The sequence below is a fragment of the Saccharopolyspora aridisoli genome, from assembly GCF_004348445.1.
Taxonomy (GTDB): Bacteria; Actinomycetota; Actinomycetes; order Mycobacteriales; family Pseudonocardiaceae; genus Saccharopolyspora; species Saccharopolyspora aridisoli.
This window is the reverse complement of sequence record NZ_SMKV01000032.1, coordinates 1-13,465: the sequence shown is the minus strand read 5'-3', so window position 1 is coordinate 13,465 and position 13,465 is coordinate 1. Positions and strand designations below refer to the sequence as shown.

Annotated in this window: 10 protein-coding genes and 1 riboswitch; of the genes, 9 read left to right on the top strand and 1 reads right to left on the bottom strand. The window is 70.8% G+C overall.

Features of this window, described 5'->3' with window-relative positions:
* Positions 1–10: 10 nt before the first annotated feature.
* Positions 11–1,069: a ribonucleotide-diphosphate reductase subunit beta gene (locus E1161_RS21100; RefSeq protein WP_132625980.1), complete on the top strand. Its 1,059-nt coding sequence runs from the start codon at positions 11–13 to the stop codon at positions 1,067–1,069.
* Between the two features lie 123 nt (positions 1,070–1,192).
* On the opposite strand, the gene metE is transcribed toward E1161_RS21100, so the two are convergent.
* Positions 1,193–3,466, bottom strand: coding sequence for a 5-methyltetrahydropteroyltriglutamate--homocysteine S-methyltransferase (gene metE, locus E1161_RS21095; protein WP_132625978.1), 2,274 nt, complete (start codon positions 3,464–3,466; stop codon positions 1,193–1,195).
* A 129-nt stretch (positions 3,467–3,595) separates the two neighbouring features.
* Positions 3,596–3,843: riboswitch (cobalamin riboswitch) on the bottom strand.
* Between the two features lie 528 nt (positions 3,844–4,371).
* Here metE and E1161_RS21090 point away from each other — a divergent pair.
* From E1161_RS21090 to E1161_RS21055, 8 genes are all read left to right on the top strand, one after another.
* Complete coding sequence (locus E1161_RS21090; RefSeq protein ID WP_132625976.1) at positions 4,372–6,219, top strand: phage tail sheath family protein; 1,848 nt, start codon at positions 4,372–4,374, stop codon at positions 6,217–6,219.
* A 1-nt stretch (position 6,220) separates the two neighbouring features.
* Positions 6,221–6,745 (top strand): phage tail protein, encoded by a 525-nt coding sequence (locus E1161_RS21085; protein WP_132625974.1) that lies wholly within the window; start codon positions 6,221–6,223, stop codon positions 6,743–6,745.
* A 22-nt stretch (positions 6,746–6,767) separates the two neighbouring features.
* Positions 6,768–7,496 carry a T4 family baseplate hub assembly chaperone gene (locus E1161_RS21080; protein WP_132625972.1) on the top strand — a complete coding sequence of 243 codons (729 nt, stop codon included), beginning with the start codon at positions 6,768–6,770 and terminating at the stop codon, positions 7,494–7,496.
* Entirely contained in the window at positions 7,489–8,139 is a 651-nt protein-coding gene (locus E1161_RS21075) for a hypothetical protein (protein ID WP_132625970.1), read from the top strand. The genes E1161_RS21080 and E1161_RS21075 overlap by 8 nt, the downstream gene beginning before the upstream one ends.
* Positions 8,136–8,843, top strand: coding sequence for a DUF4255 domain-containing protein (locus E1161_RS21070; protein WP_132625968.1), 708 nt, complete (start codon positions 8,136–8,138; stop codon positions 8,841–8,843). Before E1161_RS21075 ends, E1161_RS21070 begins: the two co-directional genes overlap by 4 nt.
* Positions 8,840–10,714 carry an ATP-binding protein gene (locus E1161_RS21065; RefSeq protein ID WP_132625966.1) on the top strand — a complete coding sequence of 625 codons (1,875 nt, stop codon included), beginning with the start codon at positions 8,840–8,842 and terminating at the stop codon, positions 10,712–10,714. The genes E1161_RS21070 and E1161_RS21065 overlap by 4 nt, the downstream gene beginning before the upstream one ends.
* A complete protein-coding gene (locus tag E1161_RS21060) occupies positions 10,705–10,971 on the top strand; it encodes a hypothetical protein (RefSeq protein ID WP_132625964.1) in 267 nt (88 codons plus the stop codon). Before E1161_RS21065 ends, E1161_RS21060 begins: the two co-directional genes overlap by 10 nt.
* The coding region (locus E1161_RS21055; RefSeq protein ID WP_132625962.1) for an eCIS core domain-containing protein at positions 10,968–13,465 on the top strand (2,498 nt) is incomplete at its 3' end. The genes E1161_RS21060 and E1161_RS21055, both read left to right, overlap by 4 nt.

Below are 13,465 nucleotides of genomic sequence, written 5' to 3'. Positions count from 1 at the left end.
GGAGGAGCTCATGACCACCACCACCGGACTCGGCAGCATCGACCGCGACGGCGGGCGGGTCGACGTCTCCGAGAAGGCGATGATCAACTCTCGCGCGGACGTGAACCAGCTGCTGCCGCTGAAGTACGGCTGGGCCTGGGACAAGTACCTCGCGGGGTGCAACAACCACTGGATGCCCACCGAGGTGTCGATGCAGGCCGACATCGCGCTGTGGAAGTCGCGCGACGGGCTCACCGAGGACGAGCGCACCATGCTCAAGCGAAACCTCGGGTTCTTCGCGACCGCGGAATCGTTGGTGGCCAACAACATCGTGCTCGCGGTCTACCGGCACCTCACCAACCCGGAGTGCCGGCAGTACCTGCTGCGGCAGGCCTTCGAGGAGGCAGTGCACACCCACACCTTCCAGTACATCTGCGAGAGCCTCGGCCTCGACGAAGGCGAGTTGTTCAACGCCTACCGGGAGATTCCGTCGATCGCCGACAAGGACGCGTGGGCGCTGCGCTACACCCAGAACCTGGAGGACCCGGGGTTCGCGACCGGTACGCCGGGAGCCGACCAGGCCTTCCTGCGGGACCTCATCGCGTTCTACGTGATCTTCGAGGGCATGTGGTTCTACACCGGGTTCGCGCAGATCCTGTCGCTGGGCAGGCGGAACAAGATGGTCGGGATCGCCGAGCAGTACCAGTACATCCTGCGGGACGAGTCGATCCACCTGAACTTCGGCATCGACTGCATCAACCAGATCAAGTTGGAGAACCCGCACCTGTGGACCCCGGAGTTCCAGCAGGAGGCGCGAACGATGCTCCGCGAGGCGTGCGAGCTGGAGAACGCCTACGGCCGGGACACCATGCCGCGTGGGATGCTCGGGTTGAACTCCGGGGTGTGCGAGCAGTACATGCGGTTCATCACCAACCGCCGCTGCGCCCAGCTCGGTCTGGAACCGGTGTTCCCGGAGACCGACAACCCGTTCCCGTGGATGTCGGAGACGATGGACCTGAAGAAGGAGAAGAACTTCTTCGAAACCCGCGTGACGGAGTACCAGTCGGGCGCGGCGTTGAGCTGGGACTGACCTTGGATCACGGGTGAACATGGCTGAAACCGCCCACTGCCAACGACCGTTGTCACCGTGAGCCACCCGAAGGGCCGGGGTCGAGCATCGAATCGGGCTCGACCCCGGTCCCCGTGGTGGCGGTTAGGCGCGGAGGTGGTGGGCTGCACGGGTCATGTTGCGGAGGGCTGGTTCGATCTGGGGGTAGTCGCGGGTTTTGAGGCCGCAGTCGGGGTTGACCCACAGGCGTTCGGGCGGGACGGCGTGGACGGCGGCCTCGAGGAGATCGACGAGCTCCTGCACGTCGGGAACCCGCGGTGAGTGGATGTCGTAGACGCCGGGTCCGACGCCCCGGTCGAAGCCGACCGCGTTGAGGTCGGCCAGCACCTCCATGCGCGAGCGGGCCGCCTCGATGCTCGTGACGTCGGCGTCCAGCGCCACGATCGCGTCGATGACGTCACCGAACTCCGAATAGCACAGGTGGGTGTGGATCTGCGTCGCCTCCGACACCCCGGAGGTCGCCAGCCGGAAGGACTCCACCGCCCACTCCAGGTACGCCTGCCGCTGCTCGGCCCGCAGCGGCAGGAGCTCGCGCAACGCGGGTTCGTCGACCTGCACCACGCGGATCCCGGCGGCCTCCAGGTCGCGGACCTCGTCGCGGATGGCCAGCGCGACCTGGCGCGCGGTGTCGGCCTGCGGCTGGTCATCGCGGACGAACGACCAGGCGAGCATCGTCACCGGTCCGGTCAGCATGCCCTTGACCGGTTTGCTCGTGAGCCGCTGCGCGTGCTCGGCCCACTCGACGGTCATCGGCTGTGGCCGCCACACGTCGCCGAACAGGATCGGCGGCCGCACGCAGCGCGAACCGTAGGACTGCACCCAGCCGTTCTCGGTGGCGGCGAACCCCTCCAGCTGCTCGGCGAAGTACTGCACCATGTCGTTGCGCTCGGGCTCGCCGTGCACCAGCACGTCCAGGCCGAGGTCCTCCTGCAGGGCGATGACCCGCTCGACCTCGTCGCGCATCCGCTGCCGGTAGGTGGCTTGGTCGATGCGCCCCGCCCGCAGCGCCGCGCGGGCCTTGCGGACGTCGGTCGTCTGCGGGAACGACCCGATCGTGGTCGTCGGCAGCGGCGGAAGCCGGAGCGACTCCTGCTGCGCGGCTCGCCGTTCCGCGTAGTCCGCGCGGCCGGAGTCAGCCGGTCGCAGCGAGTCGATCCGGGCGCGCACGCGGTGGTTGCGCACCCGCTCGGCCTCGGTTCGGGCGGCGATGGCGATCCGCGCCTCGGACAGCTCGGAGTCGACGACGTCGCGGCCCTCCCGCAACGCGCGGCCCAGGGCGACGACCTCGCGGACCTTCTGCGCTGCGAACGAAAGCCACGGCCTGACCTGCGGGTCCAAGTTAGGCTCGGCCTCGACGTCGTAGGGCACGTGCAGCAGCGAGCAGGACGTGCCGATGGCCACCTCACCGGCCGAGCCGAGCAGCGTCGCCGCGGTGGCCATGCACCGATCGAGGTCGGCGCGCCAGACGTTGCGCCCGTCGACCACCCCGGCGACCAGGGTCTTCTCGCTCAGCCCCGGCGTTCCCGAAATTCGGTCCTGTGTGGACGGATCGGTGACGAGGTCCAGCGCGATGCCCTCGATCGGCGCGGCGGCGAGCACGCCCAGGGCCTCACCGGGGTCGCCGAAGTAGCAAGCGGTGAGGATCGCCGGGCGTTCGGCGAGGTCACCGAGACGGCGGTAGGTGTTGCGCAGCGCGTCGAGCTCCCGCGGCGTGCGGTCAGCGGCCAGCGCAGGCTCGTCGAGCTGCACCCACCGCACCCCTTCGCGGTGGAGTTCGGCGAGCAGCTGCTCGTAGGCGTCGGTGAGTTCGGCGAGCTCGTCCAGCGGGTCGAAGCCCTCCTCCGCCGGCTTCGACAGCAGCAGGAAGGTCAGCGGCCCGACCAGCACCGGGCGGGTTTGCACACCGAGCTCGCGCGCCTCCCGGTACTGCTCGACGACGGTGCGGTCGCTGAGCGAGAAACGCGTGTCCGGGCCGATTTCCGGAACCAGGTAGTGGTAGTTGGTGTCGAACCACTTCGTCATCTCCAGCGGCGGCACCGCGTCGTTGCCGCGCGCCATCGCGAAGTAGGTGTCCAACGACCCGAGCCCCAGCTCGGCGTAGCGGCGGGGGACGGCGCCGAAGGTGACAGCGGTGTCCAGGACGTGGTCGTAGTAGGAGAACGTGCTGCCCGGCACCGAGTCGAGGCCGGCATCGGCCAGACCTCGCCAGGTGTCCGCGCGCAGCCGCCGCGCGACCTCCCGCAGCGCCGCCTCGTCGCTGCGGCCGGCCCAGTAGGACTCCAGGGCGCGCTTGAGCTCCCGGTTCGGGCCGATCCGGGGATGTCCGAGTACGGTGGATCCGATCTTGCTGGTGGTCAACGCTCTCTCCTCGCGAGCTCGACGTGGTCGGTCGAGGACTTCGCGACAGGCGCGCGTCGACCAGCGACGCACGTCGCCCGCTGATCGTCCGCCAGGTCCTCCCGCGAGACCTCGGACCAGCGCGCACCGTCGGTGCGCGCGCCGGTGGCAGGTCTTCGGACTCGCGGGCGTCCGGTCGCGTCGCGAAGTCTCAGTCGACACCTCGCCCAACCGGCCCTACTGGCCGTCGCTTCCCAGGTCGTGCGACCCAGTGCTCATGACGGCGGTCGTTCCCGCTCACCGCTGCGGGGCAGTCCCGGATTCCCACCGGGTTCCCTCTTGCCTCGCCCGACCGCGCTCACCGCTCGACCGGACGAACCACCAGCACCTCCAGGTTAGCCGCGAGCACGCTCCTGACAACCCCGAATGCCCGGCTGCGGGGTCTCGGGAGTGCGCTGAGCACCTGTTCGACGCTCCGGGAGATCCCGATCACGCAACCGGCTCGAGCCGCGTGTGCGAGGAAGGCGCGATTATCCGTGATCATTTCTCGAATCGCGCGCGGGAACATTTCGAACCACTTAATCTGCTGCCGAATTCGAATGATCTCGCCTGACTTCTACCGCCCTTTCCCGGAATTACCGTTTCGCTAGTCCATTCGGGGATTTCCCTTGACCTCGCGAATGCCACTCATGACACTGAGCATCGCGCACCGAGCTCAGCGGCTCCGCTGCCGGGAAGGGGATCCCGGAACAGCTCCTCGCGCAGGAAAATCGCAGGGCGCCAACGCTTCTGCGAAGCTGGGGGAACGGGAACCGATCCATTCACCGCGACCCTGGGCGTCCGCCCGGGCCGAGCCGCGGTGTCTCCGCGCGTCCCCCCTTTTGACGCCGCACCCGGTGCGGCCGCCTTCGAGGGATGGGAAGGGCATGCCGACGATCACGACCTATCCAGGTGTCTACGTCGAGGAGATCCCCAGCAGCGCGCGCACCATCACCACCGTCACCACCTCGGTGACCGCGTTCGTGGGGCACACCAAGCGGGGGCCGCTGAACACCCCCGTCCGCATCACGAGCTTCGCCGATTTCGAGCAGCGGTTCGGCGGTCTGACCAGGCGGAGCGCCGTCGGCTACGCCGTTCACCAGTTCTTCGCCAACGGTGGCCGGGTCGCGGTCGTCGTGCGCACCGCCCAGCGCGGTTCCGGCGAGGCGGCGTGCGTGAAGCTGCTCTCCGAGGACGAGCGCGAGGACTGCCCGGTGCTGGCCGTGCACGCCAAGGAACCCGGCGTGTGGGGCAACGGGCTGCACGTGACCGTCGACCACGACACCGCCGACCCGGAGCAGACCTTCAACCTGCGGGTCTCGGACTCCCGCGGCGGGGCGCACGAGGTGTTCACCGGCCTGTCGCTGGACCGCGAGCACGGCCGCTGCGCCGAAACCGTCATCAACTCCGGGTCCGCGCTGATCCGCGTGGAGATCCTCGACGAGGGCCGCCCGGCCGCCTCCGGCACGGTGTCGGAGGAGTTCGGCGAGGAGTTCCCGGACCTGGACGTGGAGCTGACCGCGTGCATCGGCGACGTCGAACGCGACTTCACCCTGCACGACCCCGACCAGGACGGCCCGGCGCCGACCACGCTCGTCGAGCTGGCCCTGCTGCTGGAGCGCAAGCTGCGCGCGACTCCCGACGCGCCCGGCAAGCGCGGATTCGCCGACGCCGAGGTGGTGGCCTTCGGGCGGCGGCTGCAGATCGTGGCCGGGTCCACCGACCCCGACGACGAGATCCGCTTCTCCGGCGAGTGCGCCGGTGACCTCGGCCTGGACGAGACCGTCAACGCCCCGGTGTTCGTGCTGGAGGGCGGTGCGGACGGCGACCCGCCGGGCCCGCGCGATCTCATCGGCGACCCGACCGCCAAGACCGGTATCCAGGCCCTGCGCGACATGCACGACGTCAACCTGCTGGCGCTGCCCGAACTCGCCGATTACGAGTCCGCGGGAGACATCGTGTCGGTGGTCTCGGCGGCGGATCGGTTGTGCCGCGAGCGGCGCATCTTCCAGCTCGTCGACGCGCCGTCGGCGTGGGGCGGGGTGGATGCGGTGCGCGCCGGGATCTCCGCGTTCGACCCGGTGCGCAGCGACCACGCGGGCCTGTACTTCCCGCACCTGCAACTGCCCGACCCGCTGACCGGCCGGCTGCGCTCGTTCCCGCCGTGCGGGGCCGTCGCCGGCGTCATCGCGCGCACCGACGGCGAACGCGGCGTGTGGAAGGCACCGGCCGGGACCGAGGCGAAGGTCTTCGGCGTGCGCTCGCTGTCGGTGCAACTCAGCGACCGGGAGAACGGACTGCTCAACCCGCTGGGCGTGAACTGCCTGCGGACCTTCCCGGTCGTCGGGCCGCTGGTGTGGGGTTCGCGCACGCTGGCCGGAGCCGAATCCGCCGACAGCGAGTGGAAGTACCTGCCGGTGCGCCGGTTGGCGCTGCACGTCGAGGAGAGCCTGCGGCGCGGCTTGCAGTGGGCGGTGTTCGAACCCAACAACGACCAGCTGTGGCAGCAGATCCGGCTCAACGCCTCGGGATTCCTGCACGGGCTGTTCCAGCACGGCGCGTTCCAGGGCCGGACTCCGCGCGAGGCCTACTTCGTCAAGTGCGATTCCGACACCACCGGTGAGGCCGACGTGGAGCGCGGCGTGGTCAACGTCGTGGTCGGCATCGCGCCGGTCAAACCCGCCGAGTTCGTGGTCGTGACGATCCAGCAGATGACCGGACAGCCGGAGGTGTGACATGGCCGAGTTCCAGATCAACGCGCACCGCTTCGACCCCTACAAGAACTTCAAGTTCCTGGTGCTGTGGGACGGCCGGACAGTCGCGGGCGTGAGCAAGATCAGCCCCCTCAAGCGCACCACCGAGGTCGTCAAGCACCGCCACGGCGGGGATCCGAGCTCGCCGCGCAAGGCCCCGGGCCGTTCCGAGTTCGAGGGCATCACGCTGGAGCGCGGCGTCACCCACGACCACGAGTTCGATCGCTGGGCCAACAAGGTCTGGCAGGTCGGGGCCGGGCTGGGCTCGGAGGTGTCGCTGGCCGACTTCCGCAAGGACATCGTCGTCCAGGTCCTCAACGAGGCCGGGCAGGTCGCCGTCGCGCACAAGCTCTACCGCACCTGGCCCAGCGAGTACCAGGTGCTCGGCGAGATGGACGCCAACGCCAACGCGGTCGCGATCCAGAGCCTCAAGCTCGAGTGCGAGGGCTGGGAGCGCGACTACGAGGTGGCCGAGCCGGTCGAGCCGGCGTTCACCAACCCCGCCTGAGACGACGGGGGTGCCTGGGCCAATGGTGACCTCGGAACCCGCTGAGCTGCTGGCGGTGTGGGAGTCGGGCCTGCCGCGGACACCCGGGGGCCACGCGCTGCTGCTGCACCGCGCGGCCCGTCCCGGGGTGTCCGACGACGAGCTGCGGGCGCTGCCGGTGGGCGAGCGCGCAGCGGACCTGCTGATGCTGCGCCGGGAGCTGTTCGGCGAGCGGATGCAGGTGCTCGTGGCGTGCGCGTCGTGCGGGGACGACATGGAGTTCGACCTCGACGTCGCGCGGCTCGCCGAACGCCCGGCCGAACATCAGCTCCAGATCGACGCGGACGGTTACCTGGTGGAGTTCCGGCTGCCCACGGTCGCCGACCTGGAGGCCGCCGCGGCCGGTTCGAGCGCCGAGGAACGGCGACTGCGGCTGCTGTCGCGCTGCACGGTCGCCGCCGAGCACCACGGCGAGCCGGTGGGGTGCGAGGTGCTGCCGGAGAGCGTGCAGCGGCGGATGGCCGAGGCCGCCGAACGCGCCGATCCGGCCGCGGACCTGGCGTTGAGCGTGTCGTGCCCGGAATGCGGGTGCACCACGCCCAGCGCGCTCGACATCGCCTCCTACCTGTGGGCGGAGCTCGACTCGTGGGCCCGGGACGTGCTGCTGGACGTGCACCTGCTGGCCTCCGCCTACGGCTGGACCGAGCCGTCGATCCTCTCGCTCAGCCCGCTGCGGCGGCGCTACTACCTGGAGTTGTGCGCTGATGGCTGACCACTTCGACCGGCTGCTGAGCTCGGTTCCGCTCACGCACCTGCGGCCCCGCCTGCCGGGGCCGTTCGAACGCGTCGAGTCGTTGCGCGCGCCCGCCGGGGACGCCAACCCGCTCGCCCCGCCCTCCCCCGTTGCGCCGCCGGTGCGGCCCACCGAGGTGGTCCGGGTCGAGCGCGAAGTGCGCACCCACGACCGCGTCACCTTCGTGCACACCGAGAAGGCACCACCCGAGCCCGCGCGCCCGGCCGAGCCGGTGCGGCGGGTCGAGGCGCCGGAACCCGCAGCGGCTCCCCCTCCTGCCCAGCGGGTTCCGGCGTCCGAAACTCCGAAACCCGTTGCGCCCGAACAGGTCGAGTCCGTCGCGCCACCTTCGCCGAATCCCGTGGGCGTGCTGCGGGTGGCCGCCGCGCCGGTTCCCGCGGAACAGCCGCGCACACGGGTGGTCACCGCCGCCCGCGCGGCCGCGGCACCGACGCCGCGCGCCCGGGCGCCGCAGCGCGCGGAACCCGAAGTGCGAGTGGAGATCGGGCGCCTGGAGGTCACCTCCGCGCAGCCTCAGCAACAGCCACGCCCGCCCGCAGCCCAGCGCAGGGAGCCCGCCGTGAACCTGGCCGACTACCTCAGTGAGCGAGCGAGCCGATGAGCAACGCACTCGCGATCGCCACGGTCACGCAGGCGCTGGCGCTGCTGATCGAGAACAACCTGCGGCCCGAGATCGACATGGCGGTGTCGGTGGAGACCCGCAAGCCACCGGCCGAGCCGCCCACCGACCCGACCATCACGGTGTTCCTGTACCAGGTCACCCCGAACCCCTCAATGCGCAACACCGGTTTGCCGAGTCGGGGTCCGGACGGGCGGTTGTGGACCAGACCGACCGCGGCGCTGGACCTCAACTACCTGATCAGCGCCTACGGGGAGGAGACCGAGCTGGTCGGGCAGCGGCTGATCGGCTGCGTCGTGCGCACGCTGCAGGAACTTCCGATGCTGCCCACCGAGCTCATCGAGCAGGCCCAGCAGCGCCCGCACCTGGCCGGCAGCGACCTCGCGGCCTCCGAGCAGCGGGTGCGGTTCACGCCGATCCAGATGGACATCGACGAGACCTCGAAGTTGTGGGGAATGCTGCACCAGACGCCGTACTCGGTGTCGGTGACCTACCAGGGTTCGCTGGTGTTCGTCGACGGCCGGGAGGAGCCGCGGCCGTCCGCGCCGGTGCAGCAGGTGCACCCGACCGCCGCGCCGATCGGCGCCGAGCCCGCGCCCGCTCCTGCACCGGCTCCCGAGCCTCCGAAGCCGAAACCCGCCGCCCGCAGACGATCCACGAGCGGGCGCCGGAAGGGATCGGCATGAGCGAGGTGATGTCGCAGGCCGTGCGGGCGGTCCTGGACCGGCTCGACGGCCACGCCGAGGGGCAGGCCGCCGAGGAGGCGCTGCCCTGCCCGGAGGCGTTGGAGGCGCTCGGGGACTGCTTCGGGCTCAGCGGTTTCGAACGCGACGTGCTGCTGCTGTGCGCCGCGATGGAGCTCGACGCCACGACCGCGAGCCGGTGCGCGGCCGCGAGCGGTTCCGGTCTCGCCCACCCGACGTTCTCGCTGGCCCTGGCGGCGTTGCACGAGCCGCACTGGAGCGCGCTGGCGCCGGTGTCGCCGCTGCGGCGGTGGCGGCTGGTGGAGCTCGACGAGCAGGCCGGGCTGACGAGCGCCCGGCTGCGCATCGACGAGCGCATCCTGCACTTCCTGCTCAACGCCCCCTACCTGGACGTGAGGCTGCACGGGCTGGTGCGCCGCACTCCGGCCCCGGACCGGTTGCCGCCTGCCTACGAGCAGGCCGCCGAGCGCATCGCCTCGTCGTGGGCCGACGGTGACGCGGACAGCCCGCTGCGGGTGGAGCTGGTCGGCGGCGATGCCCGGAGCCGCAGCGACATCGCCACCGCCGCGGCCTCGGCGTGCGATCTCGCGCTGTACGCGATGGACGCCTCCGACGTGCCCTCCGATCCGGCCGAGCGCGACCGGCTGGCCCGGTTGTGGCAGCGCGAGGCGGTGCTGCTGCCGGCGGCGCTGCTGCTGCGCATCGACGAGCCGGACCGCGAGCAGGCCGCGGCGGCCGAGGCGTTCGTGGAGTCCGCGGGCGTGCCGCTGGTGCTCTCCAGCCCGGAACCGCAGCCGTCGTCCGGCGTGCGCGGACACCGGGTTTCGGTGCCGGTGCTCGGCGACGACGAGCAGCTGGAGCTGTGGCGGGAGGCGTTCGCCGACGTCCCGGACGTCTCCGAGACTGACATCGGCGACCTGGTCGCCCAGTTCTCCCTGCCGCCGCACGTGGTGTCGGCGGCGGCCGCCTCCGTTCGCCGCGAGCCCGGTGACGACCCCGCCGGGTTGGCGTGGCGGGCCGGGCTGCACGAGGCCCGCATGGGGCTCGACGAGCTCGGCAGGCGCATCGAACCCGAGGCGGGCTGGGACGACCTGGTGCTGCCCGAACGGCAGATGCGGGTGCTGCGGGAGATCGTCGCGCACGTCCGCCAGCGCGCCACCGTGCACCACGACTGGGGCTTCTCGGCGACGCTGCGACGTGGTCTCGGCGTCACCGCGCTGTTCGCGGGCGGGTCCGGCACCGGCAAGACGCTCGCCGCCGAGGTCATCGCCCACGAGCTGGGCCTGGACCTGTTCATCATCGACCTCTCGCAGGTGGTGTCGAAGTACATCGGCGAGACCGAGAAGAACCTCCGCAAGGTCTTCGACGCCGCCGAGCGCGGCGGCGCGCTGCTGCTGTTCGACGAGGCCGACGCGCTGTTCGGCAAGCGCAGCGAGGTCAAGGACAGCCACGACCGCTACGCCAACCTCGAGGTCAGCTACCTGCTGATGCGCATGGAGGCCTACCGGGGCCTGGCGATCCTCACCACCAACATGAAGAAGGCCCTGGACACGGCGTTCATGCGGCGCATCAGGTTCGTGGTCGACTTCCCGTTCCCCGGTGAGCGGGAGCGCGCCGAGATCTGGCGGCACGTGGTGCCCGAGCAAGCGCCGGTCAAGGACCTCGACCCGGAACTGCTGGCGCAGCTGACGGTTTCGGGCGGGTCGATCCGCAACATCGCCCTGTCCGGCGCGTTCCTGGCCGCCGAGGAGGGCGAGCGGCTGCAGATGCGGCACATGCAGGCCGCCGCGCAGACCGAGTACCTCAAGTTGGAGCGGTCCCTGACGCCTTCGGAGGTGCGGGGATGGGCGTGAACCGGGACGTGCGGGTGCACGTCGGCGAACTGGTCCTCGACGGCTTCGAGCACGTTGACCGGGACCTGCTGGCCGCCGCTTTCCGGTCTGAGCTGGTGCGGCTGGTCCGCGAGCGCGGTGTGCCCGCCGAAGCGCGGCAGGTCGGCGAGCTCACCGGGCTTCCCGAGCTGCCGCGCACGAACTCGCCCGCCCGGCTCGGCGAAGCGCTGGCGCGTGCCGTGCACGCGGGGCTGACCGGGAGGGGGAATTCGAGATGAGCGGCCCGGTTCCGGAGCACGGTTCGCGTTCGTCGCAGGACAAGCGGCGCAAGCGCAAGAACCGCACGGCCCGCAACCGGGCCCCGGAACCGAAGAACATCATCAGCGGCGCCGGCCAGCCGCTCGACCACAGCACGCGGCGGGAACTGGAGGAACGGCTCGGCCACGACTTCAGCCGAGTCCGCCTGCACACCGACCGCGACGCCGGTGAGCTCACCGGTCTGCTGGGTGCCGACGCCGTGGCCGTCGGCCAGGACATCCTGTTCGCCCCCGGCAAGTTCCGCCCCGGCACGGCCGAGGGCACCCGGCTGCTCGCCCACGAGCTCCTGCACACCGTGCAGAACCCGCACGGCCTGGGCGCGCTGCGCGCCGGCCGCGACCTCGGTGAGGTGAGCCTCCCGCACCAGCCCGCCGAGCGCGAAGCGGAGTCGGGGGCGCGCGAGCAGAACCCGCAGGTCACCTCGCATCAGGCAACGCCGGGCTGGCTCCGCTACGCGAAGGTCGACGCCGACCGGACGCGACTGGAGGTCCTCAACCCGGCGACGCTGGTCGACCGGCTCGCCAACGGCCTGCTCCGCTCGTTGCGCGGCGACCCGGAGGACCGCTCCAAGCGTTCCCGCCAGCAGCTGGCCCGCATGTCCTCGGAGATGCGGGAACTGGTGCTCAACCGGCTCGAATCCCGCCTGCTGTCTTCCGAGCAGGACCGGCTCGTCGACCTGGTGGAGGACCTGGACAACGACGGCGACGTCGAGCGCAGCGCGATGTCCACTCCGGCGATCGAGCCCGATCTGGAGGCAGCGCGCAAGCTCGACGTCGAGACGCGGCAGCAGGAGGCCGGTCAGCGGCGGCAGGAGCGCGATGCCCCCGCAGAGGCCGCCGGGCCGGACAAGGACCAGGAGAACAGCGGCGCAGCCCCCGGGAGCACGCCGGAGAACGAGGGCCCGTCAGAGCAGGACGAGTCGAACGCACCCGCCGAAGGAGAGCAGGACTCCGAGCAACCTTCCGGCGGCGATGCTCCTGAGAAGGAGGAGTCCGAGCAATCGGGCGAGGCCGCGTCCGAGAACAAGTCCGAGGAGAAGCCCCAGGACTCCCCAGAGCAGGACCAGCCCGACGGGGAGAAGCAGCAAGAGCAGGGCGATAAGCAGGAAGCTTCCGGGGACGAGAAGTCCGCGCAGGAAGAGAAGAAGGAAGGCGGCGAAGGCGAGAAGCAGGACCAGAAGGGCGAGGACCAGCAGGGCCAGGACGAGGAGCGCAAGACCGAGCCCGATGAGGAGGAGTCCGAGGCGCAGAACCGCGAAGGTGCGGTCGATCCGCTCGTCGGGGGGAAGCAGGATCAGGACGAGGCGCGAGAAGGCCTGCGCGGTTCGGCGAAGCCGTCGGGCAAGGACGAACCGCAGCCCGGCGCCCCCGGCACCCTCGACGGCGTCCGCAACCAGGACGCCGAAGGGCCGCAGGAGAAACCGGAGTCACCGGACAACGGCGGAGACTCCGAGGTCGAGGTCGGTGGCGGTGAGGAGAGCGCCTGGGACAAGAAGATCCGGCCCGAGGACTTCCTGCCGAAGGAGGACCTCGACGTCTCCGGCGTGCCCACCGCCGACAAGCTCGAGCCCGGGGCGGCGCAGCCCAGCGCGAACATCGCCTCGCCCGCTGCTCCGCCGCCGACCAAGGCCGATCAGATCCAGGCCGAGCGCGACGCCGAGGACGCCGAGGACGAGGCGGCCGAGCAGGAACCCGACGAGGACACGGAGCCGCCGCTGGAATCCGATCCGTCGATCGAGACCGACACACCGCCGCTGACCGAGACGGCGAGCGACCTGGCCACCGAGAAGGCCACCGAGGCCGCGTCCCCGGGCGACAAGCCGAAGGACCCGAAGGCCCAGGACGACACCGAGAAGGGCCCGGTCGAAGCGCAGCGGGCTGCACAGGACGCAGCGGGCAAGACCGAGGGCGCCAAGGACGAACCCGGTGGTGCGGTCAAGGAGTCCGCGGCCAAGGAGGAGAAGCAGAAGCCAACCGGGGACAAGGACGCCAAGGACACCGCACGCGGAACGAAGCCGGAGGCCGACGGCAAGAAGGACGCCGAGGCCGAGAAGAAGGAGTCCGGTTCCGAGACCAAGGAATCGGAGAAGAGCACCGGTGACTCCGAGAAGCAGGACAGCGGGAAGACCGACACGGCCGACACCGGCTCGCCGTCCGATTCGAAGAATTCCCACGTCTCCGGCGGCAAGAACGAGCAGACCGGTCAAGGCGGCGACTCCAGCCCGAATCCCCCGGCGCAGGAACCCGCTCCGGAAAAGCAGGAATCGGCGAAGACCGAGACGCCCGAACCCAGGAAGACCGAACAACCCGCGCGGCCCGCCGACCCGTCTCCGAAGGCCCCGGCCGCTGCCGAGAAGAAGGACCCGCCGAAGCCCGATGTCCCCAAGCCGGCGGAAGAGCCGAAACCGGCGTCCAAGAAGGAAGACGACACACCCGCCCCCGAACCCGCCAAGTC

Bases quoted from the DNA above. Each gene is read 5' to 3' on its own strand.
- E1161_RS21100 (WP_132625980.1), top strand. From the start codon at position 11: ATGACCACCACCACCGGACTCGGCAGCATCGACCGCGACGGCGGGCGG.
- E1161_RS21090 (WP_132625976.1), top strand. From the start codon at position 4,372: ATGCCGACGATCACGACCTATCCAGGTGTCTACGTCGAGGAGATCCCC.
- E1161_RS21085 (WP_132625974.1), top strand. From the start codon at position 6,221: ATGGCCGAGTTCCAGATCAACGCGCACCGCTTCGACCCCTACAAGAAC.
- E1161_RS21080 (WP_132625972.1), top strand. From the start codon at position 6,768: ATGGTGACCTCGGAACCCGCTGAGCTGCTGGCGGTGTGGGAGTCGGGC.
- E1161_RS21075 (WP_132625970.1), top strand. From the start codon at position 7,489: ATGGCTGACCACTTCGACCGGCTGCTGAGCTCGGTTCCGCTCACGCAC.
- E1161_RS21070 (WP_132625968.1), top strand. From the start codon at position 8,136: ATGAGCAACGCACTCGCGATCGCCACGGTCACGCAGGCGCTGGCGCTG.
- E1161_RS21065 (WP_132625966.1), top strand. From the start codon at position 8,840: ATGAGCGAGGTGATGTCGCAGGCCGTGCGGGCGGTCCTGGACCGGCTC.
- E1161_RS21060 (WP_132625964.1), top strand. From the start codon at position 10,705: ATGGGCGTGAACCGGGACGTGCGGGTGCACGTCGGCGAACTGGTCCTC.